The 15,864-nt window shown below is 67.8% G+C and carries 14 protein-coding genes; 10 read left to right on the top strand and 4 right to left on the bottom strand.

From position 1 onward, the window contains the following. The first annotated feature begins 176 nt into the window (after positions 1-176). The 3 genes from FBF36_RS07165 to aspS all read left to right on the top strand — a co-directional run bounded on the left by FBF36_RS07165 (position 177) and on the right by aspS (position 5,365). Entirely contained in the window at positions 177-2,591 is a 2,415-nt protein-coding gene (locus FBF36_RS07165; protein ID WP_034493349.1) for a hypothetical protein, read from the top strand. Between the two features lie 76 nt (positions 2,592-2,667). After that, positions 2,668-3,459, top strand: coding sequence for a hypothetical protein (locus tag FBF36_RS07160; RefSeq protein ID WP_034493347.1), 792 nt, complete (start codon positions 2,668-2,670; stop codon positions 3,457-3,459). A gap of 106 nt (positions 3,460-3,565) precedes the next feature. Continuing rightward, a complete protein-coding gene (aspS, locus tag FBF36_RS07155) occupies positions 3,566-5,365 on the top strand; it encodes an aspartate--tRNA ligase (RefSeq protein WP_034493345.1) in 1,800 nt (599 codons plus the stop codon). Between the two features lie 110 nt (positions 5,366-5,475). Here the strand turns inward: aspS and FBF36_RS07150 are convergent, their stop codons facing one another. The 3 genes from FBF36_RS07150 to FBF36_RS07140 all read right to left on the bottom strand — a co-directional run bounded on the left by FBF36_RS07150 (position 5,476) and on the right by FBF36_RS07140 (position 6,697). Then, positions 5,476-5,850 carry a hypothetical protein gene (locus tag FBF36_RS07150; RefSeq protein ID WP_009398066.1) on the bottom strand — a complete coding sequence of 125 codons (375 nt, stop codon included), beginning with the start codon at positions 5,848-5,850 and terminating at the stop codon, positions 5,476-5,478. Positions 5,851-6,060: 210 nt separating this feature from the next. Further along, entirely contained in the window at positions 6,061-6,384 is a 324-nt protein-coding gene (locus tag FBF36_RS07145; RefSeq protein WP_009398060.1) for a hypothetical protein, read from the bottom strand. After that, positions 6,368-6,697, bottom strand: a complete 330-nt coding sequence (locus FBF36_RS07140) for an ArsR/SmtB family transcription factor (protein ID WP_009398058.1) — start codon at positions 6,695-6,697, stop codon at positions 6,368-6,370. Before FBF36_RS07140 ends, FBF36_RS07145 begins: the two co-directional genes overlap by 17 nt. Before the next feature lie 84 nt (positions 6,698-6,781). Between FBF36_RS07140 and FBF36_RS07135 the strand changes: the two genes are divergently transcribed. Together FBF36_RS07135 and FBF36_RS07130 are read left to right on the top strand one after the other, a co-directional pair. Beyond that, the gene (locus FBF36_RS07135; protein WP_009398056.1) at positions 6,782-7,555 is read left to right on the top strand and encodes a glycerophosphoryl diester phosphodiesterase; all 774 of its coding nucleotides are present in this window, start codon (positions 6,782-6,784) and stop codon (positions 7,553-7,555) included. A gap of 57 nt (positions 7,556-7,612) precedes the next feature. After that, positions 7,613-8,230, top strand: a complete 618-nt coding sequence (locus tag FBF36_RS07130; protein WP_009398051.1) for an L-threonylcarbamoyladenylate synthase — start codon at positions 7,613-7,615, stop codon at positions 8,228-8,230. Here the strand turns inward: FBF36_RS07130 and FBF36_RS07125 are convergent. Beyond that, positions 8,217-8,774 carry a hypothetical protein gene (locus tag FBF36_RS07125; RefSeq protein WP_225792312.1) on the bottom strand — a complete coding sequence of 186 codons (558 nt, stop codon included), beginning with the start codon at positions 8,772-8,774 and terminating at the stop codon, positions 8,217-8,219. The two genes, FBF36_RS07130 and FBF36_RS07125, sit on opposite strands and share 14 nt — an antisense overlap. Positions 8,775-8,859: 85 nt before the next feature. On the opposite strand from FBF36_RS07125, the gene FBF36_RS07120 reads away from it, so the two are divergent. From FBF36_RS07120 to mltG, 5 genes are all read left to right on the top strand, one after another. Next, a complete protein-coding gene (locus FBF36_RS07120; RefSeq protein ID WP_138137326.1) occupies positions 8,860-10,266 on the top strand; it encodes a replication-associated recombination protein A in 1,407 nt (468 codons plus the stop codon). A gap of 257 nt (positions 10,267-10,523) precedes the next feature. Continuing rightward, positions 10,524-11,147: a 30S ribosomal protein S4 gene (gene rpsD / locus FBF36_RS07115; protein ID WP_009747225.1), complete on the top strand. Its 624-nt coding sequence runs from the start codon at positions 10,524-10,526 to the stop codon at positions 11,145-11,147. Positions 11,148-11,384: 237 nt separating this feature from the next. Further along, positions 11,385-14,096, top strand: a complete 2,712-nt coding sequence (gene alaS, locus FBF36_RS07110) for an alanine--tRNA ligase (RefSeq protein WP_138137324.1) — start codon at positions 11,385-11,387, stop codon at positions 14,094-14,096. Positions 14,097-14,136: 40 nt separating this feature from the next. Continuing rightward, a complete protein-coding gene (ruvX, locus tag FBF36_RS07105; protein WP_034493340.1) occupies positions 14,137-14,652 on the top strand; it encodes a Holliday junction resolvase RuvX in 516 nt (171 codons plus the stop codon). Then, on the top strand, positions 14,649-15,860 hold the full coding sequence (gene mltG, locus FBF36_RS07100; protein WP_009398039.1) for an endolytic transglycosylase MltG: 1,212 nt from the start codon (positions 14,649-14,651) through the stop codon (positions 15,858-15,860). Before ruvX ends, mltG begins: the two co-directional genes overlap by 4 nt. Positions 15,861-15,864: the final 4 nt, after the last annotated feature.

Here is a 15,864-nt window from a genome sequence, read left to right as displayed (position 1 = left end):
GCGGACGATGTTTTCCGGGTGATAGCGGATTCTTGGAAGGGAGGCGTCCGTCTATCATCATTCGCGAAAGGCGGTCGCGCCTGCTTCGCGGTGCGTCCTTTCCTCGTGCATACCGGTGTCAGCCATTTGCTGTACGAGTAAGTCCATCTGCCCCCGCCCATGAACGAGACCACGTCATGCAATACGCTCAGCGGCTGCGTGCCGCCCTCCCTGCAACCAGGGTCGGTCTGCGCGCGATTCTTGCTGTTCTGACAGCCTTCGGCATTGTTCTGGCCACCGCCGGTGTGGTCGCCATGCCCCTCCTGGACGAAGGCAAGACCGCTGAGGATTCCGAGAACAGCTCGGCCTGCCACCCCGCAGCCAGAATGGTCTACCCCGATGGCCAGTCAGCGCCCGAGTACGTGATGCCGGTCTACGAGACCGGACCCGGCGTGGGAGTTGAGTCGATCCTGTCGGACTGGTGCAGTAGCGCAGGAGAAGTCCTGGAGGACCCCACCATCACGCTCAACGTCGTCGAGGGGAAGACCGTCACTCCGTACCTGATCCCCGGCATCAAGGCCGAGCTCGAGCGTCCGGCTCCCGCCAACGGCGAGCAGGACGTGTTCATCCCGACCGACTATCTCGTCAAGGGCGTGCGTCAGGTCACCAGGGACAGTGGCTGGGAGGTCGGCACGAGGGTCTTCAGCCTCACCTACACCAGCGGAACAGTGAGTGCGACAACAGGCCTGTTCTCCTTCGTCAAGCAGGACCCAAATGTCATCAACCCCCCGGTCCCCGAGCCAACATCGGAGCCGACTGCTGAACCGACTTCTGAGCCGTCCGCCGCACCCACCGCGGAGCCGAGCGCTGAGCCCACGCCGGAGCCGACTCCTGAACCAGCGCCGGACCCCTCGGTGTCTCCTACACCGACTCCTACACCGACTCCCACACCGACTTCCTCAGCGGCCCCCAGCTCACCGGCACCCCCCGCACCGACTCCCTCCGCAGCACCCAGCGCGTCTGCCAGTCCTTCCATGACTGCCTCACCCAGCTCATCGCCCTCGCCTACAGGGGCGCCTCTGCCTGAGCCGACTGCGTCCGCTCAGCCGAGCGCATCTCCGAGCGCCGTTGTCGAGACGTGCCAGGCCAAGCCCGCCGTCCAGGTGCTCGGCTCCGATGGCTCCGACCCCCAGGGGGACGAACCCGCGTACACCCCCCAGAACGCCGTCAGGATCAGGGGGACAGGCTGGTGCTCACAGGGGACGATGCTCGATGGTGACAAGCCGGTCGAGATCAAGGTAGCGGCCTACGGCGGGTACGTGGTCCCAAGAACGCTCTCAGTTCCCGTCACCTTCCATCACGGGACCTTCGACGCCCAGGTCAATCTGTCGGCGCTCTACGCCGCAGGGAACGTCGACAAAGGACGCTACTACCTTCAGCTCTCGCCGATCGACACCGGGCTGACGGCCGGCACCAACATCTTCACCTTCAACAAGGCTGTTGCTCCGCAACCCACGCCGGAGCCGTCCCCCGTACCGACTCCTACTCCGACTGCAGAGCCCTCGGCCACCGGTGCGCCCACCGGCGAACCCGCACCTGAGCCGACTGGCTCACCCGCCGGCCCTGCTTCCACACCCTCCGCCGAACCGTCGCCGGAGTCCTCCGCGTCGTCCGCCCCCTCTGCTCTTCCGTCCGAGACAACGTCTTCGGTTCCCGCACCGCACACGACCGAACCCGATCAGAGCGCCCGGAACCGGAACCCGGATGACGGCGGGCGCCCCGGAACCGTCAACGCCCCAGGCAGCAACCCGGGCGGCACAGGTACAGGGGCAGGTGCAGGCACAGACACGGGCACAGGCAGCCAGGGCGACTCCTCCGCGCCGCAGGCACCCGATACTGGGGCGGACTCACGCTCCTCGACCTCTCAGGACGGTGCCGCCCCCCAGCAGGCAGCGAACGCAGGGGCCGCGCCCGCCCCGAACGTTGGCGGCGCAGGAGACGTACGCGGACATGCACCGGAAGACTCCGCGGCCTCGGCGCAGGACTCATCCGAGCACGAGGCGTCCTCTCAGCGCACTGTCCGTCCCGACCGGAGCCCAGTGCCCCCGGTGGCCAGCGCGGCGCACCTGAGCGCGGACAACGCCGGCTCCTTGTCCGGGTCCCGTCAGGGCAACATCGTCAATCTCATTCTGCCCAAGTCCAAGGTGCAGGCGGGCGAGTGGGTGTCGGTGTTCGTCTTCCCCGGAGCCACCACCAAGGGCTGGGTGCAGGTCGATGATGCCAACAGCGTCTCCATCGATATCTCGACATTCGAGTCCGGCTCCTACGAGCTGGCGGTGGCCGATCGTGACAACAGCCTTCTGGGATGGGCCAAGCTGGAGATCGCCTCCGCGTCCTTCGATCCTCGCAACCCGGCACAGGCTCAGCTGCTGGCCTTCCCGGACAAGGAGACTGCGCCCACCACGGGACTCAGTACCAACGACATGCTCCTGGGCGGCGCTGGAGGGCTGCTGATCGTCGGTGCCATGAGCCTGCTGGTCGCCGCGTTCTCAGGAACGCCGATTCGCGCACCACGGTCCGCCGAGCGGCTGCGGATGTTGCGCAGGCGCTGAGACGGTGCGGTAGGAGAGCGTCAATGACATCGTCAAGGGGCCAGAACAAGCGGCCGTGGAAAGGAGGTGGGAGCAGATGATCCGGACGTCCCGGACGACAGAGCGCATGCGGCGTGATCGGCGTCGTTCACCGGCTCGGCGCCGGATCGGCTTCCGGCGCCTCCAGGGCTCGCCTTACATGCTCGTCATCGTCTCCTTCCTCCTCGCATCCCTGGCGGCACTGGTCTCCACGAGCCCCGCTGCCAGAGCGGACACCAGGACCGGTCCCTCCACCACAGGAACCGCCTCAACGGTCAGCCCCTCGACGGTGGCCGTCGGAGGAACGATCATGTACACGCTCTCGGGATTTCCCAGTGGCGTGACGGTCCAGGTCCTCATCGACGACGGCGCGCTGGCCGCCTCGCACCCTCTGGAGCCCGAGGTGGTCACCACGATCACCGTTAAGAAGGACGGCACCGCCGCAGGCTCCTTCGAGCTTCCCGAGTACGTCGAGCAGGGGAACCACTGGCTGCGATTCCGGGTCTTCGGGGCCCGGGGGGAGAGCGGCCAGGAGGGCAACGCGGCGGACTACACCAACAAGAGCCCCTACTTCACAGTATCGGGTGTCACGGTCATTGGCGGGGCCGCCCCTCCCACCGTTCCGACGGCTCCGACACCGCCACCCCGGCAGGTAGCGGCCATGGGGCGATCCAACGGTGCGGGAGCCGCCGGCATCCAAGCCGCAGGTCCAGGTGGTGGGTCGACCGGCTTTCCAATCATCGGTGCCTCCATCCTCGTGCTCAGCATGATCCTGGTCGTGCTTTCGGTGCTCGTAGCGATCAACCGTCGCAGGATGGCCGCCTACCAACGTCGCCGAGCCATGGCCTGACGCCCGATCATCGAGCTCCTTGTAAACTACCGCCGGCGCCCACCCGTCTCGTGGTGCGCCCCGACGGGCACCGGCTCAGTGCCCCACACGGAAGGAACTCAGCACCGTGCTGCGAACTCGCACCGCAGGCTCTCTGCGCGCCTCAGACATCGGCCAGGTCGTGACCCTCACCGGATGGGTGGACCGACGGCGTGACCACGGAGGCGTGGCCTTCATCGACTTGCGGGACGCCTCGGGGATCGCCCAGGTCGTCATCCGGGAGGAGATCGCCCACGACCTGCGCGCCGAGTACGTCCTGGCCGTGACCGGGGAGGTGAGCGCCAGGCCCGAGGGCAATGCCAACCCGAACCTGCCCACCGGCGAGATCGAGGTCGTCGTCTCCGACGTCGAGATCCTCAACGCCTCCGCCCCACTGCCCTTCCAGGTCTCCGACCACGCCGAGGACGCCGGACAGGTCGGCGAGGAGGCCCGGCTGCGCTACCGCTACCTCGACCTGCGGCGCAGCGCCATGCAGCACACCATCCGCCTGCGCGCCAAGGTCAGCCAGGCCGCACGCAGGGTCCTGGACTCCCACGACTTCGTGGAGATCGAGACCCCCACCCTGACCCGCTCCACCCCGGAGGGCGCCCGCGACTTCCTGGTCCCCGCCCGCCTGGCCCCGGGATCCTGGTACGCCCTGCCGCAGAGCCCGCAGCTGTTCAAGCAGCTCCTTATGGTCGCCGGCATGGAGCGCTACTACCAGATCGCCCGCTGCTACCGCGATGAGGACTTCCGCGCCGACCGCCAGCCCGAGTTCACCCAGCTCGATGTGGAGATGAGCTTCGTCGAGCAGGACGACGTCATCGCCGTCGCCGAGGACGTGCTGCGCGAGGTATGGGCCCTCATCGACTACGACCTGCCCACGCCCATTGCCCGCATGACCTACCGCGACGCCATGGAGAAATACGGCTCGGACAAGCCCGACCTGCGTTTCGGCTGCGAGCTGGTGGACCTGACCGACTACTTCAAGGACACCACCTTCCGGGTCTTCCAGAACCCCTACGTGGGCGCCGTCGTCATGCCCGGCGGGGCCTCCCAGTCCCGACGCACCTTCGACGCCTGGCAGGAGTGGGCCAAGCAGCGCGGTGCCAAGGGCCTGGCCTACGTCACCGTCGCCGACGACGGGACCCTCGGTGGCCCCGTCGCCAAGAACATCACCGACGCCGAGCGGGCCGGCCTGGCCCAGGCCGCCGGTGCCGAGCCCGGCGACTGCATCTTCTTCGCCGCCGGGCCTGTGGACTCCTCCCGCGCCCTGCTGGGCGCCGCCCGCCTGGAGATCGGCAAGCGCTGCGGCCTCATCAACGACGACGAGTGGTCCTTCGTCTGGGTCGTGGACGCCCCCCTGTTCAAGCCCTCCGTCGAGGCCAAGGCCGACGGTGACGTGGCCCTGGGCAAGTCCGCCTGGACCGCTGTCCACCACGCTTTCACCTCGCCCAAGCCCGAGTGCCTGGAGACCTTCGACACCGACCCGGGAGGCGCCCTGGCCTACGCCTACGACATCGTCTGCAACGGTAACGAGATCGGTGGCGGCTCCATCCGTATCCACCGCAGTGACGTTCAGGAGCGTGTCTTCAATGTCATGGGGATCGGTGAGCAGGAGGCCCAGGAGAAGTTCGGCTTCCTGCTGGACGCCTTCAAGTTCGGTGCTCCGCCGCACGGCGGCATCGCCTTCGGGTGGGACCGCATCGTCTCCCTGCTGACCCGGGCCGACTCCATCCGTGACGTCATCGCCTTCCCCAAGTCCGGTGGCGGCTTCGACCCGCTGACTGAGGCGCCCGCCCCGATCACGCCCGAGCAGCGCAAGGAGGCCGGGGTTGACGCCGATCCGGACAAGGCTGACAAGCCCGCCGGTACGAACAAGGCCTGAGAGCCGGTAGGGCTCACAGCACACCGAGATGGTTGACGGGTGCGTGCCAGAACGAATGCTCTGGCACGCACCCGTCAACGGCTCTCAGGCGCTCCCGGGGCTCTGTCGACCTACAACAGCCGGCCCAGGACGCAGGCGAAGCCGCGATTACCTGCTTCCCACTCCTGATCACCGGGGCCAAGCGTGTTGATCGTGTAGCTGGTGGACAGGTCGAGTCCGTAGCGCTCCGCGTAGTCGCTGGTGCAGGCGGCCTTGACCTGAGGGTCATTGGTCATGGCCTCGGCGAGCTCGTTGCCGTTGCGGTATCGCTGCGCGGGGTCGGGGTGCAGTGCCCGGTCGAGCACTGGGCGCAATACCTCGGGTATGCGCGCGTCAGAGGTGTCCACGGGTACGGACAGGTGGTTGATGATCTCCGGCAGGTTCCGGTGCGCCGTTGGCGGTGCGACGCGGGCCAAGGTGTTGGGAACAGGGAAGGGACTGCTCATGGGCTCATGAGTGCACATCGCTGCAAACCTATGAAGTCCCGTCCGCTCATATCCTCCTGCCGCATGCAGCCCTGCGTCTGTGCATCCGGCTGCAGCGCTGCCAGAACCTGTGAGGGTCTCTTGCCGAAGCACTTCATTCGGCAAGAGACCCTCACTGTGGTGCACCCACCGCGAGCCGTGCGCGTGCAGGGGTGTGACTGGCTGAATCGATCAGGCGGCGTGCGTGCAGGTGGGGCAGGAGCAGTCCTCGCAGGTGCACGAGGAACAGGAGTCCGAGCAGTGCTCGCACGAGCAGGTGTTGTGGTTGCAGGTGGGGCAGGAGCAGTCCTCGCACTCGCACACGGCACAGGGGTCCGAGCAGTGCTCGCACGAGCAGGTGTCGCACTCGTCGTAGTGGCCGTTGTCCTCGTGGTGGGCGTGGCCGTTGTGAATGTAGTCGACGTGGTCTCCGTGGATGACGGCGAGGTGCCCGCAGTCGGGGCCGTGGGTGTGGTGGTGGGCCTCAGCGGGGCGGTGCTCAGTGGTGGCAGTCATGATCGTGCTCCTTCGTGTGCTCGAGGGTGTCGATGAAGATGGATGCGACATGGTCGTCGATGAGGGAGTAGCTCTGGCGCTTCCCGTCGCGGACCGACTCGACCAGGTGGGCGTTGCGCAGGACCCGCAGGTGGTGGGAGACCAGAGGCTGGGACACTCCGAGGAACGCCACCAGCTCGGTGACGTCAGCCGGCGAGCTGATGAGGCGGTAGACGATGCTCGCCCTCATGGGGTGAGCCAGCGCCTTGAACAGCTGCACCACGGCCGAGTCCTCCCCGAGGGGGGACTCCGGAGGTGTGGCGACCTTTCGCATACAAGAGAGTTTATATCAACATCGCTTGATGTCAATGCGACCTTCTGGGATGTGCGCTCGTGCGGCTCGGGTAGCATTCCGGCCATGTCATCGGTGATCGCAAGCAGTGACGGGCGCGCGCGCGGCGAGGGGCGCATGATCTTCGGGCACCGAGGCCTGAGCTCACTCGCCCCGGAGAACACCATGGCCGCGTTCCGTTACGCGGTGCATCATCAGGTTCAGTGGGTGGAGGCCGACGTCGACGTCATCGCCGACGGCACAGTCATCATCTGCCATGACTCCACCCTGGACCGGACCACGAATCGCGCCGGCCGGTACGACGACCTGACGGTGGCCGATCTGGGCGGTATCGACGCCGGAGGCTGGTTCTCGCCTCGGTTCGAGGGTGAGTCGCTCCCCACTCTGGGGAATCTCATCGACCTCATGAACGACGCCGGCCTGAACGCCAATATCGAGATCAAGCCCAACGAGACCGGCAAGGAGGCGACCTTGCGGCTCATTGACGGCGTCATCGCACAGCTCGAGCGCCTGCGTCCCGACGTCAAGGTCATCGTCTCCTCCTTCAGTCATCTCCTGCTCCACCTGTTCAAGCAGCGCGCCCCGGAGGTCCCCGTGGGCTGCCTGTACGAGAGTCGTGCGCTGTCGGGCGACTGGAGGAGCACGCTGGAGATCGTGGGTGCCGACTACATCCACCCCGAGGACTCCGGACTGACCCGGCAGCAGGTTCAGGAGTTTCGGGCCGAGGGCTACGGCGTCAACGTCTGGACCGTCAACTCGCCGAGCCGAGCCAACGAGCTCTTCAACTGGGGCGTGACCGGTGTCTTCTCCGACGTCCCTCACCAGATCCCTCGCGGCTGACGTTCTCCTGCCTTCGGAATGCTGTGTGAGACCTGTCACTCGCGGTAGGGTGGGGGCATGGCACGCTACATCGAGCTCCACCCCGTCAATCCTCAGGCCCGTCTCGTTGAGAAGGTCGTCGACACCTTGCGCGACGGCGGCCTGGTCGCCTACCCCACCGACTCCGGGTACGCCCTGGCCTGCGCGCCGGGCAACAAGGAGGGACTGGACCGCATCCGCACCATCCGCCAGCTCGACGGCAAGCACAACTTCACCTTCGTGTGCGCCGACTTCGGCCAGGTCGGGCCGCTGGCCATCGTGGGCAACAACGCCTTTAGGCTCATCAAGCGGCTCACCCCGGGGCCGTGGACCTTCATCCTCAAGGGGACCAAGGACGTACCCCGGATGACGCTCAACCCCAAGAAGCACACGCTGGGAGTGCGCATCCCCGACCACGCCATCACCCAGTCGCTCGTCGCCGAGTTCGGCGCCCCCATCCTGTCCTCCACCTTCATCCGTCCCGGCCAGGAGGAGCCCGAGACCAACGGGTGGGAGATCCAGGACTCCCTGGGGCACCTCATCGACGTCGTCATCGAGGGGCCCGTGGGACAGGGGGAGTCGACCACCGTCGTCGACCTGACCGACGACGTCCCCGAGGTGCTGCGCGAGGGCGCCGGAGACATCAGCCTCCTGTGACTGACCGGCCCTGCCGGTGCCTGCGCCAGTGACCGACCAGTCCGATCGTCAGGGCCACGGGCCAGACCAGCATGGGCCCGTAGCACAGGCAGAAGACGACGAGCTGGGCGGGGCCCATGCCCTCGACGGGCGTCCAGGACGGCGGGTCGCGCAGGAGGGCCAGCGTGAATGAGGCGGTGACCTCGTAGATGATGAGGTAGAGCAGGAGATTGCCCGCACCGCCCACGATGACGGGCAGTCGGTGGGGAACCGCTCGCCCTCCTATGCCTGGCACCCATCGCGGGAGCCTCTCGCCCCACGGCCGGCACAGTGCCAGGCAGGCCAGGGCGGCGCCGACCTGGATCAGTTCCAGCACCACGACGTAGGTGAACCCGCCCGCGCTGGCGCGATAGAGGCCTGCCCGCCCGAAGCCCACGTCCGCGCCGGCCAGCATCGCCACTCGCCAGGCGACCGAGGGTAACGGGCACAGGAACGCCGTCCAGCACGCGGCCGCGGCCCACGGCTGCACCGGCCCGGCGGCAGGGGGAGGGGCTTTCGGGTTCATAGTCGAAAACTAGTCCGATTCGGCACTGCCGCAATGGCCCGGGCGCTCCCGCGGGGTCGGCGGCCGGGGAGATAGGGTCGGGTCCATGGACCTGTTCGAGTCGGCCGGCACGGATGACGCCGGGATCCCCGTGGACTCCCACGCACCGCTGGCGGTACGAATGCGTCCGCGCACACTCGACGAACTCGAGGGACAGGCACACCTGCTCACCCCCGGATCGCCCTTACGACGACTCGTGGAACCGGCCGAGGCGGACAAGAGCTCCCATGCGGGCGAGCAGGGCAGTGGTGCCGTACGGTCCGCCGGCTCGTCCTTGTCCTCGGTCATCCTGTGGGGCCCGCCCGGAACCGGCAAGACGACGCTGGCCTACCTGGTGGCACGAGGAAGCGGACGCAGATTCGTGGAGCTGTCGGCGGTCACGGCGGGCGTCAAGGACGTGCGCGCCGTCGTCACCGATGCCAGGCGCCGTCTGGCGGCGGGGGAGGAGACGGTGCTGTTCATCGACGAGGTGCACCGCTTCTCCCGCTCACAGCAGGACGCCCTGCTGCCCAGCGTGGAGAACCGTTGGGTGACGCTCATCGCAGCCACCACGGAGAACCCGTCCTTCAGCGTCGTCTCACCGCTCCTGTCCCGCTCCCTGCTCCTGACGCTCCATCCTCTGCAGGCCGATGACATCGGGCGCCTGGTCGATCGTGCCCTGGATGACGAACGGGGCCTGGCCGGCACAGTGGGCATCAGTGACGAGGCGCGCGGGCAGATCGTGCGCATGGCCGGCTCCGACGCCCGCAAGGCGCTCACGGTGCTGGAGGCCGCCGCCGGCACGGTCCTGGCGCAGGCCTCCGGTTCCGGCACGTCGCCCCTCATCGAGGTGGCTGACGTCGAGCGGGCAGCCGACGTGGCGGCGGTGCGTTACGACCGGGCCGGGGACCAGCACTACGACGTCGTCAGCGCCTTCATCAAGTCGATGCGCGGCTCGGACCCCGACGCCACGATGCACTACCTGGCGCGCATGATCGCCGCGGGGGAGGACCCCCGTTACATCGCCCGCCGCATCGTCATCCACGCCGCCGAGGACGTGGGGCTCGCCGACCCCACGGTGCTGTCCACTGCCGTGGCCGCGCAGCAGGCGGTCGCCATGATCGGGATGCCGGAGTCCGGGCTCATCCTGGCCGAAGCCGCGCTCGCCGTGGCCACCGCCCCCAAGTCCAACGCGGTCACCGTGGCGCTCAACGAGTCGCTGGCCGATGTGAGGTCCGGCAAGGCCTCGGTCGTGCCCGCCCACCTGCGAGACGCCCACTACGCCGGGGCCGAGGGGCTCGGGCACGGCAAGGGCTACCGCTACCCCCACGACTTCCCCCATGCCGTCGTCGGTCAGCAGTACCTGCCCGACGGGCTCGAGGACAGTCGGTACTACCGGCCCACCGGCAACGGCTTCGAGAAGCAGCTGGCCTCCCGCCTCGAGGCGGTCCGGCGCATCCTCGATGAGCGATAGCGCGCACACCTTTGAGCGACTCATCCGGGCAGATGCTGAGGACCGTCTCACACCGAGCGGTTCCAACATAGGTTTTCGCCGGTGAGCACGCTAGAGTTCTCGAGTTGTCCACATCGGGGACGGCTTGCGGCTCCTGCTGGCGCCACCGGCCGACGACGATGCGGACCTCCTGGGGTCCCGGCCCGGACCGAGGCTTGACCCCGCGCCGTCGGCTTCCGCCACGGCGTGCGACCAACGATCCGACAGGAATGACACTCATGAGCTCTTCACGCTCCCGCCGCCAGGTGCGCCTCTCTCGCGCCCTGGGCATCCCGCTGACCCCCAAGGCCGTGCGCTACTTCGAGCGTCGCCCCTACGGCCCCGGTGAGCACGGCCGTGCCCGCCGCCGCACCGAGTCCGACTACGCCGTCCGTCTCAAGGAGAAGCAGCGCCTGCGCGCCCAGTACGGCATCCGCGAGGCCCAGCTTCAGCGCGTCTTCGAGGAGGCCCGTCGCGGTCAGGGCCTGACCGGTGAGTCCCTCGTCGAGCTGCTCGAGATGCGCCTGGACGCCCTCGTTCTGCGCTCCGGGATCGCCCGCACCATCGCCCAGGCCCGCCAGGACGTGGTCCACCGCCACATCCTCGTCGACGGCAAGGTCGTGGACCGCCCCTCCTACCGCGTCAAGCCCGGCCAGACCATCCAGGTCCGTCCCCGCTCCCAGGTGATGGTGCCCTTCCAGGTCGCCGCCGCCGGTGCGCACCGCGACGTGCTGCCCCCCGTCCCGGAGTACCTCAATGTGGACCTCGAGAAGCTCTCGGCCACGCTGGTGCGCCGCCCCAAGCGCGACGAGGTCCCTGTGACCTGTGACGTCCAGATGGTCGTCGAGTACTACTCGCGCTGACCCTCACGCTCACCTGACGCCGGGGCGCCCCGGACCCATGAGAGGTTCGGGGCGCCCCGGCGTGGGAGTACGCTCACCATGGAGCAACCCGACCGGCTCCGAGTCCGCAGGCGACTGGTTCCACCGTCTCCACCGTGTACCGGTCCGGCCGGTCGGCCACACCACACCATCCACCCGCCCAGCACCAGGCCCGAGAGCCGCAGTGCCCGGCCACACCTCGAACAGGATGAGGACCCCATGCGCACATCCGAGATCCGCAGCCGCTGGCTGGACTACTTCGCCGCGAACGAGCACGAGATCCGGCCCTCGGTCTCCCTGGTGTCTCCCGAGCCCTCCATCCTGTTCACCGTGGCGGGCATGGTGCCCTTCATCCCCTACATCCTGGGTACCGAGGAGGCTCCCTGGCCCCGGGCCGCCTCAGTGCAGAAGTGCATCCGCACCAATGACATCGACAACGTCGGTATCACGACGCGCCACGGCACCTTCTTCCAGATGAACGGCAACTTCTCCTTCGGCGACTACTTCAAGGAGGGGGCCATCTCCTACGCCTGGGGACTGCTGACGGGCAGCCGGGAGGAGGGCGGCTACGGTCTGGACGGGGACCGGCTGTGGATGACGATCTGGGAGGAGGACCAGGTCTCCCTCGACTACTGGACCCGCGAGATCGGGGTTCCCGCCGAGCGGATCCAGCTGCTCCCCTTCAAGGACATCTCCTGGTCGACCGGGCAGCCCGGACCGGCCGGTTCCTGCTGCGAGATCCACTACGACCGTGGCCCCGACTACGGGCCCGACGGCGGCCCCGCCGTCGACACCCAGGGCGACCGCTTCCTGGAGATCTGGAACCTCGTCTTCGATGAGTTCCTGCGCGGAGAGGGCAAGGGGCACGACTTCGAGCTCCTGGGCAAGCTCGACCAGACGGCCATCGATACCGGCGCCGGTCTGGAGCGTCTGGCCTTCATCATGCAGGACAAGCCCAACATGTATGAGATCGACGAGGTCTTCCCCGTCATCAAGGCCGCCGAGGAGCTCTCCGGAAAGGTCTACGGTCGCGGCGCCGCCGGCCCCGAGGCCGGCGAGGCCCACCATGACGACGTGCGCATGCGGGTCGTCGCCGACCACGTGCGCTCGGCGCTCATGCTCATCTCCGACGGCGTGCGCCCCGGCAACGACGGACGCGGCTACGTCCTGCGCCGACTCATCCGCCGGGCCGTGCGCTCCATGCGTCTGCTCGGCGTTGACGAGGCCGCCATGCCCACGCTGCTGACCGCCTCGAAGGACGCCATGAAGGCCTCCTACCCCGAGCTGGAGACCGGCTGGAGCGCCATCTGCGAGGTGGCCTACGGCGAGGAGGACGCCTTCCGCCGCACCCTGGCCGCCGGCACCACGATCCTGGACATCGCGGTGGCCTCGGCCAAGAAGGAGGCCGGCCGCACCGGGCGCCCGTTGGTGTCCGGCAAGAGCGCCTTCGAGCTGCACGACACCTACGGCTTCCCCATCGACCTCACCCTGGAGATGGCGGCCGAGCAGGGGGTCGATGTCGATGAGAGCGCCTTCCGCAGCCTCATGAACGAGCAGAAGGAGCGCGCCCGCGCCGACGCCCGCGCCAAGAAGACCGGGCACGCCGACATCCGCGTCTTCCGCGAGCTGGAGAAGGAGATGGGTGGCGGCTCAACCTTCCTGGGCTACACCGAGTCCTCCGCCGAGGCCACCGTTGCCGGTGTGCTGGTTGGCGGCGTCCCGCAGAGCGTCGTCACCGCCCCGGCCGAGGTCGAGGTCATCCTGGACCGCACCCCATTCTATGCGGAGATGGGCGGCCAGCTCGCCGACCAGGGCACGATCCGTCTGGCCGACGGCGGCACCGTCGAGGTCGATGACGTCCAGGCTCCCGTCAAGGGGCTGCACGTCCACCGCGGCACTCTGACCGAGGGCACGATCGCCGTGGGGGAGAAGGCCTTCGCCCAGATCGACTCGGCTCGCCGTCTGGCGATCGCGCGCGCCCACACCTCCACCCACATGGTGCACAAGGCGCTCCACGAGATCGTCTCCGACAACGCCACCCAGGCCGGCAGCGAGAACTCCCCCTCCCGCATGCGCTTCGACTTCCGTCACGGCTCCGCCCTGGCCGGGGACCAGATCTCCGGCATTGAGGAGCGGGTCAACGCCAGGCTGTCGGAGGACCTGGCCGTCACCGATGAGGTCATGGACATCGACGCCGCCCGCGCCGCAGGCGCCATGGCCCTGTTCGGGGAGAAGTACGGCAAGGAGGTGCGTGTCGTCTCCATCGGCGGGGACTGGTCCAAGGAGCTGTGCGCCGGGACCCACGTGCCCAGCACCGGGCACATCGGCCGTATTGCGGTGCTGGGCGAGTCCTCGATCGGTTCAGGGGTGCGCCGCATCGACGCCCTCGTCGGTGAGGGAGCCTACGGCTACCAGGCCAAGGAGCACGCCCTGGTCTCCCAGCTCTCCACTATGGTCGGGGGCCGTCCCGAGGACCTGCCCGAGCGTGTCGAAAGCCTCATGACACGTCTGAAGGACGCCGAGAAGCGCCTTGCCGCAGCTGAGCAGGCGGCGTTGTCCGCGCGCACGGCCGGCATCGTCTCCGACGCCGTGCGCGTGGATGAGGTACGGCTGGCCTCGGCCAACCTCGGTTCCGTTGGCTCGGCCGACGCCGTCCGCTCTCTGGTTCTGGACGCCCGCAGCCGGCTCGGTGACTCCGATCCCGCCGTCGTCGCCGTCGGTGCGGTCGTGGGCTCGCGCCCGGTGGTCGTGGTGGCCACCAGTGCCGGTGCCCGTGACAAGGGCATCCGCGCCGGTGCCTTGGTGCGTACCGCCGCTCAGGTGCTGGGCGGCGGCGGTGGCGGCAAGGACGACCTTGCCCAGGGTGGTGGCCAGAACCCGGAGGCTCTGGACGAGGCGCTGCGCGCCGTCGCCGAGCAGATCAAGGCCTGACCCGGCGAGCCGGCTCGCCCCGTACTACGTAGCAGATCACGTGACAGACTCATCGGCTCAACCGGTCTCGGGAGACTTCCGTCCCGGTGTCCGTATCGCCTTCGACGTCGGAAAGGCGCGTATCGGTGTCGCTCGTTGCGATCAGGACGCGATCCTGTCGTTTCCTGTGGCAACTCTCAGGCGGGACCGTTATGGTGCAGACCTCGACGAGGCTGTTGACCTCGTCGAGGAGTACGGTGCCTTCGAGGTGATCGTTGGTCTGCCCAAGCACATGGGTGGCGGCAGCTCGAGCTCAACCAGGGACGCCCGCGCATGGGCGCGAGACCTGGCGAGCCGCCTACCGCGGCAGGTGTGCGTCCGGTTGGTCGACGAGCGGCTCACCACCGTCACTGCTCACCGGGATCTGCACGCGGCCGGCATGAAGGAGAGGAGCTTTCGCGGTATCGTCGACCAAGCGGCGGCGGTCGTCATCCTTGAACAGGCCATCACAACTGAGCGGATGTCCGGGGTCCCGGCCGGTGAGCGAGTCCACCCGACCAAGAGAGGCAGAGCGTGAGCCACGACGATTTCTTCGCCGAGCTCGGCATCCAGCGCGATGAGGACGCTGGCGACGCCAAGGACAAGCCCAAGAGCCGCAGGCAGCGGCGCATGGAGAAGGTCGAGCGCCGTCAGCGCAAGCGGCGTCGGCACTGGCTGACGAGCCTTGTCATCGTTGTCACCCTCGTGGCCATCGGTGTGCTGGGCTACAAGGCCATCGGGATCATGCGTGACGCCTCCGCCCAGGCAACCCACGCCGAGGACTACAAGGGCGAGGGCGAGGGCGAGGTCACAGTGACGATCCCGGAGGGAGCCTCCGGAGTGGACATCGGTGACATCCTCCAGAGCAAGGGCGTCGTCGCCTCCGGCAAGGCCTTCACCAATGCGGTGAAGAACAATCCGAAGGGTAATACTATCCAGCCGGGCACCTACAAGCTCAAGAACAAGATGTCGGCCAACGCCGCGCTCCAGGCGCTGCTCGATCCCGAGAGCAAGGGCGACCACACGCTGACCATCCCCGCTGGTGTCTCCAAGCAGATCGTCAAGGACCGGCTCAAGAAGGTCGGCAACTTTACCGATGAGCAGATCGAGGCCGCCTACGCCGACACTGCTGGCATCGGTCTGCCCGCCGAGGCCGGCGGCAACGTCGAGGGCTGGCTGGCCCCGGGCACCTATGACGTTTCCGAGAACGCCACGCCGAAGGACCTGATCAAGAAGATGGTCTCCCAGACCGTCACCCGCCTCAAGGAGCTCAAGGTGTCCAAGGAGGACTACCAGAAGGTCTTGACCAAGGCCTCCATCGTTGAGCGAGAGGTCAACAGGGAGCAGTACTACGGGCAGGCGGCACGGGTCATTGAGAACCGTCTGGAGCAGACTGATGGGGAGACCCATGGACTGCTTCAGATGGACTCGACAGTGCAGTACGGCCTGGGGCGCTACGGGGGCATCCCCTCCGAGGCGGAGACTCAGGACGCCAACAACCCGTACAACACCTACGTTCACAAGGGTCTCCCGCCGGGGCCGATCGGTAGCCCCGGTGAGGCGGCCGTCAAGGCGGTGCTCAACCCACCGGCCGGGAGCTGGCTCTACTTCGTCACGGTCAACCTCGAGACTGGAGAGACCCTGTTCGCCTCCACCAGTGAGGAGCAGAAGGCCAACACCAAGAAGCTCAACGACTACTGCAGCAAGAACAAGGAGATCTGCAACGGCGAGAAGAAGAGTGGCTGACCCG

Origin of the sequence: Actinomyces sp. oral taxon 171 str. F0337 (assembly GCF_005696555.1) — a bacterium.
GTDB classification, from domain to species: domain Bacteria; phylum Actinomycetota; class Actinomycetes; order Actinomycetales; family Actinomycetaceae; genus Actinomyces; species Actinomyces oris_E.
Note: the sequence above shows the minus strand (reverse complement) of the source record. Positions and strands in the feature narration are given on the sequence as shown.

Excerpts from the sequence above, each read along its gene's own strand:
- FBF36_RS07165 (WP_034493349.1), top strand. The coding sequence starts at position 177 with ATGCAATACGCTCAGCGGCTGCGTGCCGCCCTCCCTGCAACCAGGGTC.
- FBF36_RS07160 (WP_034493347.1), top strand. The coding sequence starts at position 2,668 with ATGATCCGGACGTCCCGGACGACAGAGCGCATGCGGCGTGATCGGCGT.
- FBF36_RS07150 (WP_009398066.1), bottom strand. The coding sequence starts at position 5,850 with ATGAGCAGTCCCTTCCCTGTTCCCAACACCTTGGCCCGCGTCGCACCG.
- FBF36_RS07145 (WP_009398060.1), bottom strand. The coding sequence starts at position 6,384 with ATGACTGCCACCACTGAGCACCGCCCCGCTGAGGCCCACCACCACACC.
- FBF36_RS07140 (WP_009398058.1), bottom strand. The coding sequence starts at position 6,697 with ATGCGAAAGGTCGCCACACCTCCGGAGTCCCCCCTCGGGGAGGACTCG.
- FBF36_RS07135 (WP_009398056.1), top strand. The coding sequence starts at position 6,782 with ATGTCATCGGTGATCGCAAGCAGTGACGGGCGCGCGCGCGGCGAGGGG.
- FBF36_RS07130 (WP_009398051.1), top strand. The coding sequence starts at position 7,613 with ATGGCACGCTACATCGAGCTCCACCCCGTCAATCCTCAGGCCCGTCTC.
- FBF36_RS07125 (WP_225792312.1), bottom strand. The coding sequence starts at position 8,774 with ATGAACCCGAAAGCCCCTCCCCCTGCCGCCGGGCCGGTGCAGCCGTGG.
- FBF36_RS07120 (WP_138137326.1), top strand. The coding sequence starts at position 8,860 with ATGGACCTGTTCGAGTCGGCCGGCACGGATGACGCCGGGATCCCCGTG.
- rpsD (WP_009747225.1), top strand. The coding sequence starts at position 10,524 with ATGAGCTCTTCACGCTCCCGCCGCCAGGTGCGCCTCTCTCGCGCCCTG.
- alaS (WP_138137324.1), top strand. The coding sequence starts at position 11,385 with ATGCGCACATCCGAGATCCGCAGCCGCTGGCTGGACTACTTCGCCGCG.